This is a genomic window from Streptomyces sp. NPDC101194, from assembly GCF_044767885.1.
Lineage (GTDB): Bacteria > Actinomycetota > Actinomycetes > Streptomycetales > Streptomycetaceae > Streptomyces.
Genome location: NZ_JBIWOS010000004.1, coordinates 421,227 through 442,536, shown reverse-complemented (window position 1 = coordinate 442,536; position 21,310 = coordinate 421,227). Strand labels below are relative to the sequence as shown.

Annotated in this window: 21 protein-coding genes; 15 read left to right on the top strand and 6 right to left on the bottom strand. The window is 72.2% G+C overall.

Translation table 11 applies throughout. The features are described 5' to 3' along the window. Positions 1-42: 42 nt before the first annotated feature. A complete protein-coding gene (locus ACIRP2_RS18615; RefSeq protein WP_404251500.1) occupies positions 43-612 on the top strand; it encodes a TetR/AcrR family transcriptional regulator in 570 nt (189 codons plus the stop codon). 86 nt (positions 613-698) lie between these two features. Here ACIRP2_RS18615 and ACIRP2_RS18610 read toward each other — a convergent pair whose 3' ends face one another. Together ACIRP2_RS18610 and ACIRP2_RS18605 are read right to left on the bottom strand one after the other, a co-directional pair. After that, positions 699-2,201 carry an alpha/beta hydrolase gene (locus tag ACIRP2_RS18610; protein WP_404251498.1) on the bottom strand — a complete coding sequence of 501 codons (1,503 nt, stop codon included), beginning with the start codon at positions 2,199-2,201 and terminating at the stop codon, positions 699-701. Positions 2,202-2,291: 90 nt separating this feature from the next. Next, entirely contained in the window at positions 2,292-3,035 is a 744-nt protein-coding gene (locus ACIRP2_RS18605; protein WP_404251496.1) for a polyprenol monophosphomannose synthase, read from the bottom strand. A gap of 669 nt (positions 3,036-3,704) precedes the next feature. Between ACIRP2_RS18605 and ACIRP2_RS18600 the strand changes: the two genes are divergently transcribed. From ACIRP2_RS18600 to ACIRP2_RS18575, 6 genes are all read left to right on the top strand, one after another. After that, complete coding sequence (locus tag ACIRP2_RS18600) at positions 3,705-4,469, top strand: SDR family oxidoreductase (protein WP_404251494.1); 765 nt, start codon at positions 3,705-3,707, stop codon at positions 4,467-4,469. 381 nt (positions 4,470-4,850) lie between these two features. Beyond that, positions 4,851-5,318, top strand: a complete 468-nt coding sequence (locus tag ACIRP2_RS18595) for a hypothetical protein (RefSeq protein ID WP_404251492.1) — start codon at positions 4,851-4,853, stop codon at positions 5,316-5,318. A gap of 6 nt (positions 5,319-5,324) precedes the next feature. Continuing rightward, positions 5,325-5,951, top strand: a complete 627-nt coding sequence (locus ACIRP2_RS18590; RefSeq protein WP_404251490.1) for a toxin — start codon at positions 5,325-5,327, stop codon at positions 5,949-5,951. A 42-nt stretch (positions 5,952-5,993) separates the two neighbouring features. Further along, positions 5,994-7,319: an MAB_1171c family putative transporter gene (locus tag ACIRP2_RS18585; protein WP_404251488.1), complete on the top strand. Its 1,326-nt coding sequence runs from the start codon at positions 5,994-5,996 to the stop codon at positions 7,317-7,319. Next, a complete protein-coding gene (locus ACIRP2_RS18580) occupies positions 7,316-7,948 on the top strand; it encodes a hypothetical protein (protein ID WP_404251486.1) in 633 nt (210 codons plus the stop codon). The genes ACIRP2_RS18585 and ACIRP2_RS18580 overlap by 4 nt, the downstream gene beginning before the upstream one ends. An 85-nt stretch (positions 7,949-8,033) precedes the next feature. Then, positions 8,034-8,882 carry a GNAT family N-acetyltransferase gene (locus ACIRP2_RS18575; RefSeq protein WP_404251484.1) on the top strand — a complete coding sequence of 283 codons (849 nt, stop codon included), beginning with the start codon at positions 8,034-8,036 and terminating at the stop codon, positions 8,880-8,882. Positions 8,883-8,913: 31 nt separating this feature from the next. On the opposite strand, the gene ACIRP2_RS18570 is transcribed toward ACIRP2_RS18575, so the two are convergent. From ACIRP2_RS18570 to ACIRP2_RS18560, 3 genes are all read right to left on the bottom strand, one after another. Beyond that, positions 8,914-10,614: a SpoIIE family protein phosphatase gene (locus tag ACIRP2_RS18570; RefSeq protein WP_404251482.1), complete on the bottom strand. Its 1,701-nt coding sequence runs from the start codon at positions 10,612-10,614 to the stop codon at positions 8,914-8,916. Positions 10,615-10,852: 238 nt separating this feature from the next. Beyond that, positions 10,853-11,125: a DUF1876 domain-containing protein gene (locus tag ACIRP2_RS18565; protein WP_351071777.1), complete on the bottom strand. Its 273-nt coding sequence runs from the start codon at positions 11,123-11,125 to the stop codon at positions 10,853-10,855. Positions 11,126-11,219: 94 nt separating this feature from the next. Beyond that, the gene (locus ACIRP2_RS18560) at positions 11,220-11,984 is read right to left on the bottom strand and encodes an alpha/beta fold hydrolase (RefSeq protein ID WP_404251480.1); all 765 of its coding nucleotides are present in this window, start codon (positions 11,982-11,984) and stop codon (positions 11,220-11,222) included. A 98-nt stretch (positions 11,985-12,082) separates the two neighbouring features. On the opposite strand from ACIRP2_RS18560, the gene ACIRP2_RS18555 reads away from it, so the two are divergent. The 3 genes from ACIRP2_RS18555 (at position 12,083) to ACIRP2_RS18545 (ending at position 14,722) form a co-directional block, all read left to right on the top strand. Then, entirely contained in the window at positions 12,083-12,568 is a 486-nt protein-coding gene (locus ACIRP2_RS18555) for a peroxiredoxin (protein ID WP_404251478.1), read from the top strand. A gap of 120 nt (positions 12,569-12,688) precedes the next feature. Then, on the top strand, positions 12,689-13,198 hold the full coding sequence (locus ACIRP2_RS18550; RefSeq protein WP_404251476.1) for a hypothetical protein: 510 nt from the start codon (positions 12,689-12,691) through the stop codon (positions 13,196-13,198). A gap of 69 nt (positions 13,199-13,267) precedes the next feature. Further along, entirely contained in the window at positions 13,268-14,722 is a 1,455-nt protein-coding gene (locus tag ACIRP2_RS18545) for a flotillin family protein (RefSeq protein ID WP_404251474.1), read from the top strand. 80 nt (positions 14,723-14,802) lie between these two features. Here the strand turns inward: ACIRP2_RS18545 and ACIRP2_RS18540 are convergent, their stop codons facing one another. Then, positions 14,803-15,198 (bottom strand): nitroreductase/quinone reductase family protein, encoded by a 396-nt coding sequence (locus tag ACIRP2_RS18540; RefSeq protein ID WP_404251472.1) that lies wholly within the window; start codon positions 15,196-15,198, stop codon positions 14,803-14,805. Positions 15,199-15,634: 436 nt separating this feature from the next. Here ACIRP2_RS18540 and ACIRP2_RS18535 point away from each other — a divergent pair, with 436 nt between their 5' ends. From ACIRP2_RS18535 to ACIRP2_RS18515, 5 genes are all read left to right on the top strand, one after another. Beyond that, on the top strand, positions 15,635-17,794 hold the full coding sequence (locus tag ACIRP2_RS18535; RefSeq protein WP_404251470.1) for an FG-GAP repeat domain-containing protein: 2,160 nt from the start codon (positions 15,635-15,637) through the stop codon (positions 17,792-17,794). A 340-nt stretch (positions 17,795-18,134) separates the two neighbouring features. Continuing rightward, positions 18,135-18,605 (top strand): cation:proton antiporter regulatory subunit, encoded by a 471-nt coding sequence (locus ACIRP2_RS18530; protein ID WP_404251468.1) that lies wholly within the window; start codon positions 18,135-18,137, stop codon positions 18,603-18,605. Between the two features lie 2 nt (positions 18,606-18,607). Then, positions 18,608-19,855: a cation:proton antiporter gene (locus tag ACIRP2_RS18525; protein WP_404251466.1), complete on the top strand. Its 1,248-nt coding sequence runs from the start codon at positions 18,608-18,610 to the stop codon at positions 19,853-19,855. Between the two features lie 225 nt (positions 19,856-20,080). Then, positions 20,081-20,536 carry a TerB family tellurite resistance protein gene (locus tag ACIRP2_RS18520; RefSeq protein WP_351071801.1) on the top strand — a complete coding sequence of 152 codons (456 nt, stop codon included), beginning with the start codon at positions 20,081-20,083 and terminating at the stop codon, positions 20,534-20,536. A gap of 354 nt (positions 20,537-20,890) precedes the next feature. Beyond that, positions 20,891-21,283, top strand: a complete 393-nt coding sequence (locus ACIRP2_RS18515; protein ID WP_404251464.1) for an SAV_915 family protein — start codon at positions 20,891-20,893, stop codon at positions 21,281-21,283. The last annotated feature ends 27 nt before the right edge of the window (positions 21,284-21,310 follow it).

Sequence of the window (21,310 nt, the reverse complement as noted above, 5' to 3'; positions counted from 1 at the left end):
AAGGAGGATACCGCCCGCTCTCTACAGGTGTAGAAAGGGGTGGTGACCACAGATCGACGAACCGTCCTCGCCGACGCGGCCATCGGCGTGCTGGCCGACTCCGGGATGCGGGGCCTGACCCATCGGGCCGTGGACCGGGCGGCGGGCCTGCCGCCCGGGACGACCTCGGCGTACTTCCGCACGCGCCAGGCGCTGCTCACCGCGCTCGTCCGCCGGCTCGTCGCCCGCGACCAGGCGGAGCTCCGCACGGCCGGGGAGGACGCACCGGTGCCGCGAGACGCCGACGAACTGACCGACGGGCTCGCCGCGTTCGTCGAGCGGCGGCTCTCGGGGGAGGGGCGGCGGCGGACGATCGCGCGCCACGCCTGCGCCGTCGAGAGCGTGCGCCATCCGGAGCTGCGCGAGATCCTCGTGCCACGTGAGAACGCGGCCCGGGACCGTGTGCGGGAGTTCCTGGCCGCACAGGGTGTCGCCGACGTCGAGGGCCGCAGCCTCACCCTGCTGGCATGTGTGGACGGACTGGTCTTCGACCGGTTGGTCGGCGGCGGGGGCGTGCCCCGCGAGGAGATCCGGGGGCTGGTCACGGCGGCCCTGAGGGAGTCCGCCGGGTGACAGCCGGCCGGGGAGCGGGCCACGGGGCAGCGGGCCGGGGCCGCGCCGCCCCGGCCCGCTCGGCCCCTCGGGGCCGCGCCTCCCGCTCAGCCCGCGCAGTACGTGTCCCGCTCCGGCCGCACCCCCGTCGTGAGGAACGTGGTGACCGCGCTGTCGCCACAGGCGTTGCCGTTGCCCAGGTAGACGGCGTGTCCTCCGTGGTCGACGGCGACGAGGCGGGCCCGGTCGCCGAAGGCCTCGCGCATCTTCAGGGCGCCGGAGTACGGGGTCGCCGGGTCGCGCAGGCCCTGGATCATCAGGATGTTGGACGGTCCCTCGTCCGTGATCCTGGTCGGCCGGCCCACGGGGGCGTCCTTCCAGAAGGCGCACGGTGTGATGTTCGCCGTCATTCCGGCGGTGAGCGGGTGCTTCAGGCGGTCGGCGGCGACGGCGCGCCGGTACGACGGGATGCTGCTCGGCCAGCGCACGTCGTTGCAGATCACGCCCACCGTGACCGCCGCGTCCGGGTCCGGCATCGGCCCGGCCAGCTCGGCGGGCAGGACGGGCTTCACCGACGCGTCCCGGGCATCCTGGACGAGCCCGGCCAACCCGGCGAAGGCACTGTCCCTGTACAGGGCGAGCTGGACCGCCTGCCGCAGCCGATTGCCGGTCAGCGGGACGCCCGCCGTGGTGGACTCCTTCGGCTCACGGTCCAGTCGCGCCGCCAGTTCCAGGACCAACGGCCGCACGTCCTCGGCGCGTTCGGCCAGCCGCAGCCCCTCCGCCTCCCGGGCCGGATCCGCGGCCCATCGCGCGAAATCGGGGAAGCGGTCGTCCGCGCCCACGGCCATGTTCGCCAGCCAGCCCACCTCGACGCGGGACGGGTCGGGGTCGCCGCTGCTGTCCAGCACCCACCGGTCCGTGTGCTGCCCGTACTTCTGGGCGTACACGGCACCCACATAGGTGCCGTACGAGGTCCCCCAGGCCGACAGCTTCTCCTCGCCCAGCGCCTGCCGGAAGCGTTCGATGTCCCGCACCTCGTTGGCCGAGGTCAAACTCCGCAGCACCGCTCCCCCGTTGCGGGCGCACGCCTCGGCGATCCGCCGCGACCGCTCCACGTTCTCGGTGATCGAACCGTCGGCGGCGGGCCAGGACCGCAGATTCACCATCTCCCGGTCCTCCGGGGCGAGCCCGCAGCTCGCCTTCGTGCTGCCGCCGACGCCGCGCGGGTCGAGGCTCACGATGTCGTACTGCCCGGCCGTCTCCCGCCGCAGTTCCTCCCCCTTCTGCGTCACCCGCTGCACCCCGGACGAGCCGGGGCCGCCGGGGATCACCAGCAGCGTGCCGCGCCGGGCCGAGGGGCGGTCGCTGCGCAGCCGGGTCACGGCGAGGGTGAGCTGCGGGCCGTCCGGGGTCCGGTAGTCGAGCGGTACGGGCAGCTCGGCGCACTCCTGCGCGGCGGGGCCGCCGGACTCGGCGCAGGGCCGCCAGTCGAGTGCGGGTAAGGCGCTGCCCGCGTGGGCCGTCGGGGCCGCGGCCCCGGTGAGAGCGGTGGCGGCAACGGTGACGGACAGGGCGATGAACGCGGCGGATCTGCGGTGAGTCGTCATGCCGCAAGCCTCGTCGAACCGAGGGCCCCGGCCCATCCGGGAGGCATGACGGCACGGGGTGGGGTTGTCCCCCGAACTCCCGTCCGGAAATCAGTGGTTGTCCCTGCCGAAAAGCAGCTTCCACGGCGCCAGCGCGGACTCGATCTGCACGCTCAGGCCGAGCTTCGATTCGCCCTCGACCCGCTCCTCGAATCGGATCGGCACCTCGACGATCCTCAAATGGCGCCGGACGGTGCGGTAGTTCATCTCCACCTGGAACGAATAGCCGTTGCTTCGGACCGAGGACACATCGATCGCCTTCAGCGTCGATGCCCGCCAGGCCTTGAAACCGGCGGTGGCGTCCTTCACCCGCAGCCGCAGGATCGCGTTCACATAGAAATTCGCCCATGCGGAGAGGGCCTTGCGGTGCCAGGGCCACTCCGTGGCGAGCGAACCGCCCGCCACATAACGGGAGCCGATCACCACGGCGGCGTCCTCGGCGAACAATTTCTCGATCATGACCGGGAGTCTCGACGCCGGATGGGAGAGGTCGGCGTCCATCTGCACCACCACGTCCGCGCCCTCGGCGAGCGCCCGTGTCATGCCCGCCACATAGGCGCGCCCCAGCCCGTCCTTCTCCTTGCGATGCAGCACACCGACCATTCCCGAGGTGTCGCCCGCGAGCTTGTCGGCCACCTCGCCGGTCCCGTCCGGCGAATTGTCGTCCACCACGAGAACATTCAGATCGGGCAGGCCCAGTTCCGCCAGCAGATTCACGAGGACGGGCAGGTTCGCCCGCTCGTTGTAGGTGGGCACGACCACCACGATCTTCGGCGAGGTCTTCTCCACGGCCATTTCCCTCGTGCCCCCTTGAGATTTTTTCGCGTCCCCCGGCGCGATCCCCCGGTCCTCCCCGCGCGGGATCGCGCGAGCCTAACATCCGGACATCCTGGCCCGACAAAAACGGAATGCCTCATTCTGTTCTGGATCCGCCGATCGAGGCCCTGTGAATTCACCGCGGAAACAGCGGGAACAGCGGGATGCACGGCACTCGGGGCCGCTCGTCGGATGCTTCGGCCACGGTCCTCCCGACCGGGCCGGCGGACCGACGGACCGACGGGCGGGGAGGGGCGGGCTCGCTCGGGAGCCCTACGGGACCGACGGCCGCGGCCCGGCGGCCCCGCGGCCGGACGCCGGCGAAGACCGTCGGCGTCCCCTGCCACCGCGATGCGAGGCGGTGGCAGGGGAACGCCGTTCGGGAGGAGCCGTCACCGGACGTCGGGCGATTCAACCCGGTCCACGTCGGCAGCGGCCCGTCAGCCGCCGACCCTAGGCACTCCGTCCGCCCCGTGCCGCACACCACGCCAACGGCCCGTCCGGCACCACTCCAACGGCGGACGCCGGGGTGCGCACGGGCCCGGCCGTCCCCGCCGGGGGCCCTCGCCGCAGAGGCTCCCCCGCAGGCGCTCTCCGTACAATCCGCCTACGGCGTGACAGGCACGACCCGAGCGAGAGGTTCCTCCAGTGGCAGTCGACAGCACCGCTCCGCCCTCGCGACCCGTCACCGTCGTCACCGGTGGCAGCCGCGGCATCGGCGCCGCGACCTGCGTCCGCCTCGCGTCCGAGGGGCACGACCTCGCCCTGGGCTTCGTGAGCGACGCCGAGGCCGCCGAGCGGACCGCGGCGGCGGTGCGGGCCGCGGGGGCACGCTGCGTCACGGTGCGGGTGGACACCTCCGTGGAGGCCGACGTGGAACGGCTCTTCGACACCGCCGCCGCGCAGCTCGGCCCCGTCACCGGACTGGTCAACAACGCGGGAGTGACGGGACCTCTGGGGCGGCTCGTCGACACCTCCACCCGGACGCTGCGTCAGGTCCTCGACGTGAACGTCCTCGGCTATCTGCTGTGCTGCCGCCGGGCGGCACAGGACATGGCGACCAACGGGTCCGGAGCGATCGTCAACGTCTCCTCGGCCGCCGCCACCCTCGGCAGCCCCGGGGACTTCGTCCACTACGCCGCCACGAAGGGGGCGACGGACACCCTGACGGTCGGGCTGTCCAAGGAACTGGGGGCCGACGGCATCCGGGTCAACGCGGTCGCCCCGGGAATGATCGACACCGACATGCACGCCACGGCGGGCGACCCCGGCCGTGCGCAGGCGGCCGTGCCCGGCATCCCGCTCGGCCGCCCCGGGGCCGCGCCGGAGATCGCGGCCGCCATCGCCTGGCTGCTGTCCGCCGAGGCGTCCTACGTGACCGGAGCGGTGCTCCGGGTCGCGGGCGGACGCTGACAGGAGGGTCATGGGCCGCCGTCGGGGCGGCACGCGCGACACACGTCACGCACACTGACCCATCGGTCAGTTGATGACGACCTGACCAGCGGTCATAATGCAGGTGTAGCCCTTCACGCATCCCCCGTCGTGAAGGGCTACACCACTATGCGCAGCATGCCCCTTTTACTCATGACGACTTCACGGGCAGGGGACTCCCCTCGTGGTTCCCTGCCCGTGTTTTTTCGAGTTAACAGTGACGTAGAGTGTTTGCGCAAGCCCGCTCCCGTACCGCCCACCGCGCTGAGGACGTCCCGTCAAGGTTCGTTACAGTACGAGCCCGTTGACCGAATCGGAGACCGTGCGGCGCCGGTCGGACGGGGCGGATACGTGGGAGACCGGATGAACGGCGGCAAGGAACGCGTGCCGGAGCTGCGGACGTTGCAGCAGAAGGTCGAGTACATGGTGGAGAAGACGTTCCCCGGCCAGAAGGTCTCGGGACGGGTCTTCGCCGACCTGGTCAAGGAACGCGGCGGCTCCCTCTCGCACAGTTATTTCTCCAACATCCTCGCCGGAAAGGTCACTCAGCCCTCCGAGGACATCCTCAAGGCACTCGGCCTGGGCTTCGGCGTGGACTGGCGGTTCTTCAAGGAGGAGTCCGAGGTCGTCGACGACGTCGTCGCCGGACTCCAGTTCCTCGCGAAGCGGCGTACGGGAGAGATCAGCGGACTGGCCGGACGCGGCCTCGACGAGGACGGACTCCCTCCGGAGCTGCTGCAGTTCGCGCTCTCCCTGCTGGAGGACGCCAAGGTGCGGCGGAACACCGTCGACGGTGACGGCGCCGTCCCCTTCGGCGAGCCGGAGAAGTAGGTCCTCATGTCGCTGCGCCAACTGCGCAAGGAGTGCGAGGCCGGGCTGGCCGACCTGCCCATCCCCGCCCCCTTCTCCATCGACGCACTGGTGGCGAACATGGAGACGGCCCGCGGCCGCGCCATCGTGCTGCACGAGATGCCCGACCGGCTGGCCCGCGTCAACGCCGCCTGCGGTCTGCGGCTGAAGACCGGCGGGACCAGCTTCGTGCTCTACCGGCGCCGCCCGACCGCGTACCAGACCCAGCACGTCATCCTGCACGAGCTGTGCCACGAGTGGTTCGACCACGGCACCTCCCTCGATCCGGAACAGCTCCGGCGGCTGCTGCCGGTCTTCGACACCTCGCTGATCACCCGGGTCCTCGGAACCGAGGCCCCGTCGCGGCCGCCCGCGGCCGCCGGTGGTCCGCAGCCGGTGGCCGCCACGATCGCCGACGCGCTCCGCTCGGGCGACGGCACCGTGCAGGCCCGCGCGCAGTACGACACCCACGACGAACGCATGGCCGAGTTCGGCGCCTCGCTCATTCCCCGCATGGCCAGGGACGTGACGAGCGACGACATGGTGGGACGCCTGGCGAACTCCCTCGCCCGGCCCGTCGCCAACCGTCGCCGCGGCCTGTTCCGCCGCACCTGACACCGAACGTTCCCCCATTCCCCCACTTCCGAGGAATCCGCCGTGACCCCGCTCGACCTCGCCGGCTATCTCGTAGCGGCCCTGATGACGGCCGTCGCCCTCTGGCGCATGCCGGCCGCCCTGTGGGGCGACGAAGAAGACAAGCGCCGCCGGGCCCTGTGGGGCTGCTACGCGGGGTTCGCCGTCGCGCTGTGGACCAAGACCCGGGCCGTACGCATCGCCCTCAACGACAGCGCCGTCACCGACCTCGCCGTCCTCATCAAGCACTACACGGCGACGATCGCGATCCTGGCGATCCTCAGCTACATCGTCGCGATATACGGCCATTACCCCGACGCCGGAACCGTTCCGCGCCATGTGCGCTTCGCCCGCGCCATCCAGCAGGTGGCGACCAAGGCGTCGATCGCCACGCTGATCCTGCTGACCGTGCTGTTCTTCACCGTCGTCGACCGTTCCGTGCCCTCGGACCGCTTCGTCGCCGATCACGCGGGGCAGTGGGGCGCCACCCTGTACATGAGCGTGTTCTACCTCTACCTGGGCACCGCGTCCGCCGTCTGCGCCTACCAGTGGGCGCTGGCCACCGCCGGTGCCGGACTGCGCCATCTGCGCGTGGGCCTCGGGATGATGACCTTCGCCATGTTCATCGGGGTCGGGTACACCGTCAGCCGGACCCTGTTCCTGTGGATCGGCGTCGTCGACACCCCGAGCGAGGACTTCGCCCTGAAGTTCGACGAGATCACCGAGGCGGCCCAGGTGGTGCTGTTCGCCTTCTTCGCGGTGGGCGCCTCCGTTCCCGCCCTCGGCAAGGGACAGCGGCGCGCCAGACTGTGGCGGGCCCAGGTCAAACTGCACGGCCTCTGGTACGAGTTGATGACGGCCTTCCCCGAGCAGCCCTTCGACCCCCCGGCCTCGCTGGCCCGCGAGCTGACCCGTTTCGACACCCCCGCCGACCTGCGTGTCGACCGTTGGGCCGCCGATATCGCGGACGCCGTCGAGAAGCTGCGCCACTACGTCCCGGACACCCTGCTCCCGGCCGCCAGGGCCGCCGCCGCGGACGACAGCGGCGACGCCCCGGACGGCGGGAAGGCCGGACCGCTCGCCGAGGCGTACTGGATCAAGGCGGCGCTGCGGGCCAGGAGCACCGGAGCGCCCGCCTCGGGCGCCGCGACGGTCGCGGCCCGGCACGCCACCGACCAGGACGGCGAGGTGGCCTGGCTGGTCCGGGTGGCCACCGCCTGTCGGACGGTCACTCAGGACCGGGCGGAGCAGGTGCTGGCCCGCGCCGTGTCCGCCGCGTCCGCAGAGTCCGCGCCGGCCACCGGAACCACCGCACCGGCCCGCACCCCGTCCCTGGAGGAGACAGCATGACGTCCACCGACACCACCGGAACGACCGGCCCCACCGGTGCGGCCGACGCCGCCGCATCGCCGCGCACCGACGCCGCGCGCACCGTCACCGACGTCTTCCAGCCGCGCAACCTGCTGCTGGTCGGCATGCTCGGCATCGGCCTGGCCGCCGCCGGTCACTGGACCGGACTCCTCTGGGGTCTCCTCGGCGCCCTGTGCGCCGGGATCGTTCCCGCCGGGTACATCGAATGGGAGCGGGGGCGCGGCACCTGGGGCGACCGCCATGTCGTCGACCGCACCAAACGGGCCCCGATCTTCTTCGTCATCCTCGGCTCCATAGGCGCCGGTTCACTGGTGATGGTCCTGGGCCACGCCCCCACCGGCATCCTCGTGGCGATGCTCGCCCTCTGGGCGATGACGGTGATCCTGCTGGCCGTCAACACCGTCTGGAAGATCTCGGTGGACGCCGCCGTCGCCTCGGCCGTCGTCGCGCTGCCCGCCGTGGTCCACTCCCCGTGGTGGCTGCTCGCGTACACGATGACCGTCGCCGTGTGCTGGTCGCGTGTCGCGCTCGGGTACCACTCGGTGGCGCAGACGGTCGCCGGGGCGTCGCTGGGGGCCGCGACCGCGGGCACGTTCCTGTTCGTCTGAGCGCTGTTCGACGGCACGGCCCGCCCGCCGGGTGATGACGCGAGGACCACCGTTGAACCGATCGCCCCCGGGGTACAGGTGCCCCGTGCCGAACTTCGAGATCACCACCGCAAGCGCCGACGACCTCACGATGCTGGCCGAATGGGCCCACGAGGAGAGCTGGAATCCCGGGCTGACCGACCGTCATGCCTTCTTCGCCGCGGACCCGCGCGGCTTCCTGATCGGCCGGCTCGACGGCGTGCCGGTCTCCTGCGTCTCCGTGGTCCGCTACGGCCGCGACTTCGGGTTCCTGGGCTTCTACCTCACCCGCCCCGAACTGCGCGGCCAGGGATACGGCATCCAGCTGTGGCAGGCCGGCATGGCCCGGCTGGACGGGCGCAACGTCGGGCTGGACGGTGTCGTGGCCCAGCAGCCCAACTACCGCAAATCGGGCTTCCGTTCCGTCTGGACGAACATGCGCTACGAGGGCCGGCCGCTCGCCGGTCCGCCCGTCCCGTCCGGCACCGCCCTGGTCGACGCCCGCTCCGTCCCGTTCGACCTGCTGGCCGCCTACGACCGCCGCTTCTTCCCCGCCGACCGCGACAGCTTCCTCGCCCCGTGGATCGCCGGTCCCGGGCGCACCTCGCTCGCCGCCGTCCGCGACGGGGAGCTGCGGGGCCTCGCCGTGACGCGCCCCTGCCGTACGTCGTCCCGCATCGGTCCCGTGTACGCGGAATCGCCCGAGGTGGCCGGCGCCCTCGTCGGCGCACTCGCGGCCACCGCCCCGGACACCCCGGTGGCGATCGACGTACCCGACGTCAATCCGGCGGCCGTGCGCCTCGCGGAACGGCTGGGGCTCACCCCCTCGTTCGAGACCGCCCGGATGTACACGGGCCCGTCACCGGATGTGGATCATTCCGGCCTGTTCGGCATCACCAGCCTGGAGCTGGGCTGACCGGCCCCGGGGTGCCGGACGGTTTCCCGGGTCAGGGGGCGGTGCGGGGCCGGGTGCGCGAGGCCAGTACGGCTATGTCGTCCTCCGCGCCCGGCCCGAACCGCCGCAGGACGTCGTCCAGCAGCTCGTCGAGGCTTCCGCCCGCGGGCAGCGTCAGTTCCCTGAGGCGGGCGACGGAGACGTCGATGTCCTCCCCGCGCCGCTCCACCAGGCCGTCGGTGTACAGGAACAGCACCGTGCCCGGCCCGAACTCCAGGGACGTCGTCCGGTACCCGCCGTACCCGGTGCCGAGCGGCGGTCCCACCGGCATCTCGTCGCACACCCTGGTTCCCGCCGTTCCCGGATCGATGAGCACCGGCGGCAGATGGCCGGCGCTCGCCACCTGGCACGTCCCGCCCTCCCGGTCGACGACGGCCAGCAGACAGGTCGCCGCCCGGTCCAGTCCGGACCGTTCGACCATCCGGTCCAGCTGTTCCAGGATGCGGTGCGGCGGCAGCTCGTCGTCGGCGAACATCCGCAGCAGCGAGCGGTAGTGGCTCATGGCCACCGCCGCCTCCACCCCGTGGCCCATCACGTCGCCCATCGCCTTCAGGTGTCTTCCGTCCCGCAGCGGTATCACGTCGAACCAGTCGCCGCCGACCATCACGCTCCGGTCGGCCGGGAGATAGCGGGTGGCGATCTCGATGTGCGGGTGCGGCGGGCGCGGCTCGGACAGCAGGGCGCGCTGCAGTTCCAGGGCGATGCTGTGCTCGTGGCCGTACCGGCGGGCGTGGTCGAGATCGACGGCGGCGCGGCCGGCGAGTTCCCGGGCGACCACCACGTCCTCGTCCGTGAAGTCCGGTGAGTCCCCCGCCCGGACCAGGCCGAGGATGCCGAGCGGACGGCTGCGGACGGTGAGGGGCACGATGACCGCCGAATGCATCCCGAGGGCGCGGTAGGCGGCGACCTGTTCCGGAGCAGGGGCGGAGCGCCTGAGCTGGTCGTCGGTGGTGTGGTTCTCCACGACCGGCTGGTTGGTCGCCAGACACCGCTGCACGGCCGCGCCTTCCTGGTAGTCGACGTACTCGCCGGTCAGTCCGAACTCCGCCAGTTCGGCGCGCAGCCCGGTCACCGCGGTCAGCGCCGCCCTGCGCAGCCGCAGCACACCGGCGGGCGCGGGGCGTACCGGAGCGGCGACGGGCGGGAACACCTCGACCGTGGCGAGGTCCGCCAGGCCCGGTACGACGAGGTCGACGAGTTCCGCGCAGGTGGTGTCCATGTCGAGCGTGGTGCCGATCCGGGTGGCCGCCATGTCGAGCAGGGTCAGGTGCCGCCGGGCCTGCGCCAGCTCCTGCCGTCCCCGGTCCGCGTTCATGATCTCCAGCACGATCCCGGCCAGACCCACGACCCGCCCGCCGACCTCCAGCCGGTGGTACACCCCGCGCCAGTACCGTCGGCCGGTGCCCGCCGCGGCGGTGAATCCGCTGGAGGTGATCTCACGGGGTTTCCCGTCGGCGAGCACGGCCCGCATCATGTCCTCGCCCGCGTCGACCCCGGGGAGGACCTCGGAGACGGTGCGTCCCAGGTGCTCGGCGGCCGGAACCCCGTTGAGCCGTTCGAGGGCCGGATTGACGTACAGATATCTCAGCCCCACGTCGAGGACGCCCACCCCGGCCGTGGTGCCCTCGATCAGGGCCACCAGGTTCGCGGGGTCGAACGGCACGGCGCCGTGGGCGTACGCATCGGCCTGCACGTCAACCTCCTGGGGCGGGGCACGGACCTCCCGCAGCCCGGCCCTCAATCGTCGGCCGCCCACCCGCGCGGCGCATCCGCAGCCGGGTCCCGCCGCCCCCTCGTCCGCCGGGCGGGTCCGGCCGCCCCTTTCGCGCGCACGCGGCGCCTCCCGCGGGGGAACGGCCCGCACATGGCCGCCGGGCCCCGGACGTGTGAACGCCCGGAACTCCGGCGGCGGGGATTCCGGCAGTCGCGGCTCAGGTGAGCGGGTGCGATGTCCGGCCGGACGCCTCGTCTATCTCGTCGTGCGCCTTCGTCAGCATCTTCATCGCCAGTTCATTGAGCGCTCTGGCTCCCGCGATCTCCTCACCGACCCGCGGCTGATCCTTGTCGGAGGGGTGACGGCTCGCATACCCGTGGGCCCGCACCTCGTTCCCGTCCGGAAGCCGGACCAGGGCGGCCGCGCGCGTGCGGTGGGTGTCCTCCTCGAATTCCAGATCCACATGCCACCCGACAGTTGTCTGCACCATGACGATCACCTCCCTACCAGGGTGCTCCCGTTCCCCCGCCCCTGCACCACGGCACCGGCCCCGGAGACGGGCGTGACCCCGGCACCGCGAGCCGTCACGTCCTCGCGCGACCTTTGGCCCCCGGCCGCCCGCGTCCGGACAGGGCGTGGTCCCGCCGGCCGAGACCGAGCCGGTCCAGGTCGAGGGTCCCGTCCGTCGCCGGGGCGGCCAGGGGCAGTCGGAGCGCCGCCGTGACCGCGTCGGGCAGCGGGCCCAGGCCCAGCAGGCCGGTGACGACACACGTCGTCAGCTCGTGCCAGGCTGCGGCGCGCCGCAGCATCGCGTGGTCGCTGCCCCGGATCGCGATCAGACAGGCGTGGGCACCGGCCCGGCGGGCGCGGACGGTGAAGGACTGGGACTCCCGGGGGCTCGTGACCCGGTCGCGGGTGCTGTGCAGCAGAACGACGTCGCGGCCGGCGAGCTGGGCGACCGGATCGTCGGCCGGGCACCACGGGGCGAGACCCACCACGCCGCGCACCAGCGGATGACCGGCGGCGCGCAGGGCGGCGCGGGCACCCATCGAGTGGCCGACCAGTACCACCGGAATCTCACCGGCCTCGCGGCGCAGGGCGTCGAGCGCGCGTACGGCGTCGTGGTACGGGTCCTCGCGGGGGCCGTTCCAGCCTCGGTGGGTGTAGCGGGCGGGGCGTACGAGGACGTCCGCCGCGCCGTCGCCCGTCGCCCCGGCGAGGGCCCGGGCGAAGGGGCGCATCCGCGCGGCCGGCAGGTTCATCGGGCCGGGCGGGGGCGGGCCCAGGCCCGTCTCACGGCCGCCGTGCAGCAGGAGCACGGCGGCGGAGGGTGGTCGTCGGTCTGGCATGGGTACCTCCTGGTGCGGGGGGCCGGTCCCGTGACGAGCATGCTGTACGGAGCACCACCCGGAAGACTTCCGCAGCACCGAACCTCGGAGGAACCGACATGGGATCGTCACCGCAAATCGGCCGGACCGCACCGGACTTCACGCTGCCGGGCGGTGTGCTCACCGGCGAGACGTTCGAACGCCGCGACCACACCCTCTCCGCCGCACGGGGGCGCGCCGTGGTCCTCGCGTTCTACCCGGGCGACAACACGGCCGTGTGCACCAAGCAGCTCTGCTCGTACTCCTCGGGCATGGAGACCTTCGACGGACTCGACGCGGAGGTGTGGGGAATCAGTCCACAGGGTGTGGACAGCCATGAGTCCTTCGCCCGCGCCCACGGACTGCGGATGCCGCTGCTCGCGGACGCCGGGCGGGAGACCGCCCGCGCGTACGGCGTCGCGGCGCCCGGGATCGGGGTGCGCCGCGCGGTCTTCCTCATCGGGCCGGACGGCGTGCTGCGCTGGAAGCACGTGGCGCTCCTCGGCGCCACGTTCCAGTCCCTGGACACGTTGGCCGAACAACTGTCCGGCATCAAATCTGCATAAAGATTGCCGGAACCCGGCAGTGTCCGTTGCCGGGCTCGTATGGGAGCATGCAGCCAGTTCGACGGAAACGCTCGGGGGAGACATGCGTCGGGGATTGCGAAGGTCGGGGAGGGTGTTCACGTGACGTTGTTTCTCGGTCTCGGAATCGCGGGAATCGTCCTGCTCGTCCTGTCGCTGATCTTCGACGGGATCCTCGAAGGCCTTTTCGGAGGCGTACTGGACGGCCTCTTCGACGGCCTCCTGTCCCTCCCCGTCATCGCCGGATTCCTCTCCATGCTCGGCTTCGGCGGCGCGATCGTGCTCGGCACCACCGGCGCCAGCACGGTCGTCGCCACCGCCGCCGGAGTTCTGGCGGGGGTCGTCGCGGCCTGGCTGACCTGGAAGTTCAGCAAGGCCCTGATGAGGGACCAGACCAGCACCACACCCCGCGGCGAGGATCTCGTCGGCACGTCCGGGTCGGTCGTCACGGCCATCCCGGCCGACGGCTACGGCGAGGTCCTGCTGCGGCTCGCGGGCCAGCCCGTGAAGCTGGCGGCGAAGAGCCCGGTGCCGGTCGCACGCGGCACCGAGATCTGGGTGGAGGCGGCGCTGTCGACCACCTCGGTCGCGGTGCGCCCCGTCGAGCGCTGAGCACCGTCAGCCGTTGCACCGTCCGAAAACAAGCTGCCGTCCCCACAGGGAGGCAGGGGGGACACCCTTATGAGCCCAGTCGTGACCGCAGTCGTCGGAGTCGTCGTACTCCTGATCCTGCTCGCCCTCGTCGTCATCACCCGCTACAAGGTCGCCGGGCCCAGCGAGGCGTTCATCATCACCGGACGCCGCGGCAAGAAGTCGACCGACCCGGTGACCGGCCGCACCAGCATCGACAACAGCGGCCAGAAGGTCGTCGTCGGCGGCGGCGTCTTCGTCGTCCCGTTCGTCCAGCAGAAGTTCACCCTGGACCTGTCCAGCCGGCACATTCCGATCGCGGTGCGCGGTGCCGTCACCCTGCGCGGTGTGAAGTCCAACCTCGAAGGCGTCGCGATCGTCAAGGTCGGCGGCAGCGAGGAAGCGATCCGGGCCGCCGCCCAGCGATTCCTCCAGCAGCAGGACGGCATCGTCGGCTTCACCCAGGAAGTGCTCTCCGGCGCCCTGCGCGCGATCGTCGGCCGGATGTCGGTCGAGGACATCATCCGCGACCGTGCCGCGTTCGCCGGTCAGGTCGCGGAGGAGGCCGAGGCCAGCCTCTCCGGCCAGGGCCTGATCCTGGACGCCTTCCAGATCCAGGACATCACCACCGAGGGCTCCTACCTCGAAGACCTCGGTCGCCCCGAGGCCGCCCGCGCCAAGCAGGAGGCGGACATCGCCGAGGCGATCGCCAAGCGCGCCTCCGAGCAGGCCCGGCTCAAGGCGGCCGAGGAGATCGCCATCGCCGAGCGGACCTTCTACCTCAAGCAGGCCGAGATCAAGGCCGAGACGGAAGCCGCCGCGGCCAAGGCCAACGCGGCGGGCCCGCTCGCCGAGGCCGCCCGTCGGCAGGAAGTCCTTCAGGAGCAGGAGAAGGTCGCCGAGCGCCAGGCCGCACTGACCGACCGCGAACTCGACACCAAGGTCCGCAAGCCCGCCGACGCCGCCCGCTACCAGGCCGAGCAGGAGGCCGAGGCCCGCCGGATCGCCCAGGTCAAGGAGGCCGAGGCGGACGCCGAGCGCTCCCGGCTGACCGGTCAGGGCGAGAAGCTGCACCGTTCGGCACTCGCCGACGCCGTACGCATCGAGGGCGAGGCGGAGGCCGCGGCCATCGCGGCCAAGGGTGCGGCCGAGGCCGAGGCCATGCAGAAGAAGGCGGACGCGTTCGACCGGTACGGCGACGCGGCCGTGCTCCAGATGCTGGTCGAGGTGCTGCCGCAGGTCGTCGCCAAGGCGTCCGAACCGCTGGGCGCCATCGACAAGATGACCGTGATCTCGACGGACGGCGCGAGCCGGGTGTCCCGTACCGTCACGGACAACGTCGCGCAGGGCATGGAACTCCTCAGCTCCGCCACGGGAGTCGACCTGGCCGCGCTGCTGAAGAACCTCAAGGGCGGCACCGGCGAAGCGACTTCGGCCGGCCTTCCCGGCCGGGACGCGGACGCGACCGCCGCGGCCGCCAACGGGAAGATCGAGATCACCGACTGACCCGGACCGCACCCCCGCCCGTGCCCGGCCGGCACCGCACCGGCCGGGCACGCGCACGTCCGGACCGGTGGGGGCCGGCCTCAGTCCGCCAGATCCACCCGCACCGTCAGCAGGTCCGTCCCCAGTGCCCGCACCGCGGCGCTGTTGTACCGCGGCAGCTTCTTGAGCCGTGCACGGGCGTCGTCCTCGGGCAGGAGGTGGGCGGTACCGGTGTGCCACCGTCCCCCGATCCTCACCCGGACCCGGGGGTCGGCCTGGATGTTGCGGATGTAGTGCGACTTCTCGCCGTACTCCGACACCAGCCAGAACTCCCGGCCCACCCGTCGGCCGCCCACCGGGGTGGGGCGCGGGAGGCCCGAGGTGCGACCCGTCGTCTCCAGGAGGGTCTGCGACCGCAACCGTCTGGTGAGCGGGTTGGCGACATGCCGCTGGAACGCCGTGACCGCCCGGAACTTCAGATCCCGAAAGTCCGCCATCGCGTGTCCCTTCCGCCCGTCGGCGCCCATGGGCGACCCGACCGGTCCCTGACGACTGTGCCCGCGAGCCTACGACCATGTCGCCGTATCACGGACGCTTCCGCAAGCCCGCGTGGCGGCGAGAACGCGGACGGACCCGCCTCCTGCCCTCGCTCCCGCCCCTGCTCGCCCTCGTTGACCGCCGCGATCCGCTCCTTCGGTCGTCAGGCTCCCTGCCGTACGGCCGGCACCCCGAACCAGGCAGGTGGATGCCGATCGGCGGGCACGGGCCGGCCGAGACCCCGCCGGTGCTGCGCGCGCCTGCCGAATCCCTCTCCGCAGAGGGAGGGAAACCCCTGAACAGGCCGATCTTGGCTGATATACGCTGCGCCTGATTTGATCGAACAGTTCGGCGAATCCGCGCCCGTCGGATACGCCCGCCCGGGGGGGCATTCCCATGACTTCGCAGTCCCGCGTGGTGCTCGGCATCGCGCTCACTCCCGTCCTCGCTCTGGCGGCCGCGGCCCCGGCCGCCGCCCGTCCCACCGCCACGATCGCGGCCCCGGCCGCCGGCACCACCGCCACGGCCGCCGTCGAGACGCGTGCGCCGGGCCCGTGGGGCACCCGCACCCTGCACGCCCCGAGCCCCGACCCCGCCTCCGCCTCCGGCGGGCTGAACGCCCTGGAGTCGGCCGGGAACGGCGCCCTCGTCTCCCTCACCGGCGACGGGCTCTCCCGTTCCACCCGGATCCGGCCCGCCGGCAGCACCCGTTGGCTCGCCCCGCAGACCTGGCCGGACGCCGGCGGGTACAACACCGAGCTCGTCTCGCTCGGCGACGGCTCGGTGCGCCTGGTCTGGCGGGCCGCGCGCGCCGACGACCACAACAACCACTGGCTGAAGGTGGCCACCCTCGCGCCCGGCGCGACCGCCTTCTCCGAGCCCGAGTACGTGGCCGCGGTCCCCGAGAAGGGCTACCACCACCTGGCGGCGGCCCCCGATGGCCGGCTGATCGCCGTGTGGTCGGTCTCCGGCGTGGTGAAGGCCGCCGAGAAGGCCGGCCCGCAGGCCGCGTGGACCGCTCCGGCCGACCTCAACGAGCAGCCGCCGTCCGGCAGCCGGGACATTTCCGCCATGGATCTGGCGGTGGCCCGGGACGGCACCGCCCTGCTGGTGTGGCAGTGGCAGGCGAGCAAGGCCGTCGTCGCCCTGGAGAAGGCCCCCGGCGCGTCCGCCTGGACCGCGGTCAAGGGCTTCCCGGTCCCGGGCGTGGACCTGGCGCGCCCGAAGGTGTTCGCCCATCCCCAGGGCGGCTTCGACGTGTTCTACGACGACACCGCGCACCTCATGCACACGCGCCGGACCGCCGGCGCCACACAGTGGAGCACCCCGCGGTCCGCCGCGGGCTCCGGCAGCACGTACGGGATGACGGCACCCGTCCACCTGCCCAACGGCGACCTCTTCGTCGCCGGCGCGCCCGGCTACTCGACCGGCCCCTGGTACGCGGTGCGCTCGGCGGCCACCGGCGCCTGGCAGCCGTACACGCAGCGCTTCTCCACGCACAAGAAGGTGCGCGCGGTCGGCGCGGCCGCCACCTCGGGCGGCACGGTCACGGTGACGTGGCGGGAGGGCTACTCGGGCGAGGAGTACGCGATGGCCGCCGTCTTCAAAGGCGGCACCTGGTCCGCCCCGCGGCGGCTGAGCGCGACGAGTGCCCGGTCCACCGGGGTGCCCCGGGTGGCCACCGATGCGCTCGGCCGACCCGTCGTGCTGTGGGACGAGTACAAGCCGACCGCGACGAACGGCATCGTCCTGGGCGGCGTCCACCAGGCCACCACCACCGCCCGCACGCTGCCCAAGTGGCGTGACCACACGGACGACGGCACGTCCGACCTGTTCGGCCGGAACAGCACCGGGCTGAGGGTGTACGCGGGCGACGCGACGAAACTGTCCGCGGGGCAGCGCGCGAGCAGCTGGCCGACGGGCACGCTCGTGCTGCCGTTCGGCGACCTCGACGGCGACCGCTGCAACGACGTGTTCGTCCGCTACCCGAAGGGCGAGGCCCGCGTCTACCCGACGATCTGCGGCGGGCTGCCCGACCAGCAGTCGTTCCACGTCAAGGTCTCCTCGGACTGGAGCGGGTACGACGCGGTCGTCTCGCCCGGCGACGTGACGGGCGACGGCCGGGCCGACCTGCTCACCCGGTCCGCCTCGACCGGGAAGCTGTACGTGTACGCGAGCAACGGCGCGGGCGGCTTCAAGGCCCGCTCGCTCGCCGGGTCCGGCTTCGGCGGCTACAAGAGGCTGATCGCCGCCGGGGACCTCGACGGCGACGGCAAGAACGACCTGCTGGCGCTCGACGCGTCGAACGAACTGTGGCGGTTCCGAGGGACCGGCGCCGGCACCTTCAAGCCCCGGTCGCTGGTCTTCAAGGACTGGGGCACCTCGTACAAGGACGTGGTCGGCGGGCTCGACCTGTCCGGGGACGGCCGGGCCGACCTGATCTCTCTCGACAAGAACGGTCGCGCCTGGCTGAACCGGGGCGACGGCCGCGGCGGCTTCGCCGGCCGGTCGCAGGTCGGCAAGGCCACGAACTGGTCGGGCATCCGCATCTCCTGACGGCGCGGATGCGCGGGCCGCTCGGGACCACGGGGTCCCGGGGGCCGGCTTCGCGTCGGGTTCCGACGGGCCCGGCCGGTCCACCTGCCCCTTCCCGGGCGAGGTGGGCCGGCCGGGCCCGTTCCACGTGCGCCGCCGCAGCCGCCGCGTCCACGACGGCCGGTCGGAGGACGTCGTGGAACAGGTGCGTCGGTGTCGATGTCGAGGCCATGACATGTGCCGCAGGCGAATCCGGCAGTCCCGCGCCCGGAAGGCGGCGGAACCCTCCGGATAAAGTAATGGGGACCTAAAGAGATCACCAAGTGCATCGCCGCACCGCCGCGCCCCTCGGGAGGACGTCATGGGAACCCACCGCACCACGCTGCCCGGAGTCGGTGTGCAGTACGACTACACGACCGAGTCGGGACAGCACATCTCCGTCGTCGTCCACCACGACGGGCGGCGGTTCATCGGCTTCTACGACCAGGACGACCCTGATTCGTGCCGCCTCTCGGTACCCCTGACACCGCAGGAGGCCACCGGCCTCGCCCACCTCATCGACTCCGCTCCCATCGACGCGGTGCGCACCGAGGGCATCGACCTCGTCACCGAGCACATACCGCTCGGATCCCGCTCCCCGTACGGCGGACGACTGCTCGGGGACACGAAGGCGCGGACGCGGACGGGGGCCTCGATCGTGGCCGTGCTGCGGACGCACAGCGCGCATCCGTCTCCCGGACCGGACTTCCGGCTGGCCATCGGGGACACGCTCGTCGTCGTGGGTACGAGGGAGGGCGTCGACACGCTCTCCGAGATCATTTCGGAGGGCTGACCGTGCACGACACGACCGCGCTGCTGGTGGAGCTCGGCTCCGTCATTCTGGGACTCGGCATCATCGGACGCTTCGCCGGGCGGATAGGGCTCTCGCCGATCCCGCTGTATCTGCTGGCGGGACTCGCCTTCGGGGACGGCGGGCTGCTGCCGCTGGGGGCCAGTGAGGAATTCACCGCCGTCGGCGCCGAGATCGGCGTCATCCTCCTGCTGCTCCTGCTCGGCCTCGAATACAGCGCCTCGGAGCTGGTGACCAGTCTCAAGACGCAATATCCGTCCGGAGCCGTGGACTTCGTGCTCAACGCGACCCCCGGGGCGGTGGCGGCGCTGCTGCTCGGCTGGGGGCCCGTGGGGGCCGTGGCGCTGGCCGGCGTCACCTGGATCTCGTCGTCCGGGGTGATCGCGAAGGTGCTCACCGATCTGGGGCGGCTGGGAAACCGGGAGACACCCGTCATCCTGGGCGTCCTGGTCATCGAGGACCTGTCGATGGCCGTGTATCTGCCGCTGCTCACCGCGATGCTCGCGGGAGTGGGACTCGCCGGGGGCAGCATCGCGCTGCTCATCGCGCTCGGCACCGTCGGGTTCGTGCTCTATCTGGCGCTGCGGCACGGACGGCTGATCAGCCGGGCCGTGTCCTCCGACAATCCGGAGATGCTGCTCCTGGTCGTGCTCGGCCTGACCGTCCTGGTGGCCGGTGTGGCGCAGGAGTTGCAGGTCTCCGCGGCCGTCGGGGCGTTCCTGGTCGGGATCGCGCTGTCGGGCGAGGTCGCCGAGGGGGCGCGCAAGCTGCTGACCCCGCTGCGGGATCTGTTCGCCGCCGTCTTCTTCGTTTTCTTCGGACTCTCCACCGACCCCTCCGCGATTCCTCCGGTGCTGCTTCCGGCGGCGCTGCTGGCCATCGTCACCGTCTTCACCAAGATCGGCACCGGCTGGTACGCGGCCCGGCGGGCCGGTATCGGTTCGCGCGGACGGTGGCGGGCCGGCGGAACGCTCGTCGCCCGCGGTGAGTTCTCCATCGTCATCGCCGGCCTGGCCGTGGCGACCGAGCCCCGTATCGGGCCCATCGCCACCGCGTACGTCCTCATCCTCGTCATCGTCGGACCGCTCACCGCCCGCTGGACCCAGCCGGTCGTGGCCCGGGTCCAGGCGTGGCGCGGCCGGGACGGCGGGGACACCACGGGCGGCGCCCGGATTCCCGCGGCCCGCCCGGCGCCCGCCGCGCAGGAGGAGTTCGCCTCGTCCGCCGACTGAGAGCCGGTCGAGCGACCTTCGACCGGACAGGCTCCGAGGCCGGACGAAGCGACCGGGACGACGTTCCGGCCCGGGTCCCCGGACAGCGCGCGGGCCCACCGCGCCCGCGGCATCGCACCACCACTGTTTCCGGACACAGCGGGCACCCGCCCTGCTAACTTCTACACGTCTGTAGAGTTGGATTCCGTTCCGGCAACACAACGCAACGCAACGTATGGAGACGACATGGCACTGTGGGATCGGATCAAGGAATCCGCTTCGTCGATGCAGTCGCAGCTGGAAGCGAAGAAGAACGACCTGAAGAGCGGTGCGTTCCGCGACGCGAGCATGGCGATGTGCGCCCTGGTCGCCGCCGCCGACGGTTCCATCGATCCGTCCGAACGCCAGCGTGTCGCCTCACTGATCGCCACCAACGAGGTTCTGCAGAACTTCCCGGCGGACGATCTGCAGCGCCGCTTCAACGAGTATGTGAACAAGCTCACCGCCGACTTCGCCTTCGGCAAGGTCAGCGTGCTGCAGGAGATCGGCAAGGCGAAGAAGAAGCCCGCCGAGGCGCGTGCCGTCATCCAGATCGGCATCGTCATCGGCGGCGCCGACGGCGACTTCGACAAGACGGAGCAGGCCGTCGTGCGGGAGGCGTGCTTCGCGCTCGACCTTCCGCCGCACGAGTTCGACCTGTAGGGCCTCCCGTTCGGATCACGCCGGGCCCGTGTGCCCCGGTGGCCGATCCGGACGAAGGACCCGAGGTACCCCGCGCGGACCGGTCTCCCGGCCCGCCCTCCGTACCGCCGGAACGACCGCGGACCGACCTACCACCGGTCCGCGCCCGGCAGGCCGGGGGTGCGCTACTCCCCCGATGCGCATCCCCGGCCACCTTCTTCCGAGACCCCGCCGCCGTTACGCGTCAGCATCGCGTAACGGCGGCGGGGTTTCGCGTCACGTGCGCGTCAAGGCCCTCCCGGCGTCCCTCCCCCGCAGGCATAACGTTGAGGACGCAGCAGCCCCGCTCAACCCGCCGCGTCGAGGAGGCACACCATGTCCGAGCGCAACGGAACGGACGATCCCGAACCTCTTGAACCCGGCCCGGCCGGACCGCTCTTCGTCCCCGCCCGGCCGGGACCGGTCGGCCTCGCCACCGGGTGGACGGCCCGCTTCTTCCGTACGCCGCTCGGCGACCGCACGGCCGTCGGCTTCACCTCCGCGCACCGGCTGGCCGCCACCCTGGGCGACGGTCAGCCCTGGATCAGGCTCTCCGAGCCGGCCCTGCGCGCGCTCGGCACACCGCTCGGGGTCACGGTGCTCACCGTCGATCCCCAACTGACCGCGCAGTCCCCCGGACGGGCCGTCCCCGCCGCCACGGCCAGGGTGCACCGGCCCGCCCCGTACCCGAGGTCGGGCCCCACCGCCGCCACCCGTTGCGGACGTTGACGACCGGTCGCGCAGAACCCGGCGCCC

Coding starts and splice junctions, on each gene's coding strand:
- ACIRP2_RS18565 (WP_351071777.1), bottom strand. CDS start 11,125: ATGGTGCAGACAACTGTCGGGTGGCATGTGGATCTGGAATTCGAGGAG.
- ACIRP2_RS18560 (WP_404251480.1), bottom strand. CDS start 11,984: ATGCCAGACCGACGACCACCCTCCGCCGCCGTGCTCCTGCTGCACGGC.
- ACIRP2_RS18590 (WP_404251490.1), top strand. CDS start 5,325: ATGTCGCTGCGCCAACTGCGCAAGGAGTGCGAGGCCGGGCTGGCCGAC.
- ACIRP2_RS18530 (WP_404251468.1), top strand. CDS start 18,135: ATGGGAACCCACCGCACCACGCTGCCCGGAGTCGGTGTGCAGTACGAC.
- ACIRP2_RS18520 (WP_351071801.1), top strand. CDS start 20,081: ATGGCACTGTGGGATCGGATCAAGGAATCCGCTTCGTCGATGCAGTCG.
- ACIRP2_RS18605 (WP_404251496.1), bottom strand. CDS start 3,035: ATGGCCGTGGAGAAGACCTCGCCGAAGATCGTGGTGGTCGTGCCCACC.
- ACIRP2_RS18535 (WP_404251470.1), top strand. CDS start 15,635: ATGACTTCGCAGTCCCGCGTGGTGCTCGGCATCGCGCTCACTCCCGTC.
- ACIRP2_RS18610 (WP_404251498.1), bottom strand. CDS start 2,201: ATGACGACTCACCGCAGATCCGCCGCGTTCATCGCCCTGTCCGTCACC.
- ACIRP2_RS18580 (WP_404251486.1), top strand. CDS start 7,316: ATGACGTCCACCGACACCACCGGAACGACCGGCCCCACCGGTGCGGCC.
- ACIRP2_RS18545 (WP_404251474.1), top strand. CDS start 13,268: ATGAGCCCAGTCGTGACCGCAGTCGTCGGAGTCGTCGTACTCCTGATC.
- ACIRP2_RS18555 (WP_404251478.1), top strand. CDS start 12,083: ATGGGATCGTCACCGCAAATCGGCCGGACCGCACCGGACTTCACGCTG.
- ACIRP2_RS18595 (WP_404251492.1), top strand. CDS start 4,851: ATGAACGGCGGCAAGGAACGCGTGCCGGAGCTGCGGACGTTGCAGCAG.
- ACIRP2_RS18515 (WP_404251464.1), top strand. CDS start 20,891: ATGTCCGAGCGCAACGGAACGGACGATCCCGAACCTCTTGAACCCGGC.
- ACIRP2_RS18540 (WP_404251472.1), bottom strand. CDS start 15,198: ATGGCGGACTTTCGGGATCTGAAGTTCCGGGCGGTCACGGCGTTCCAG.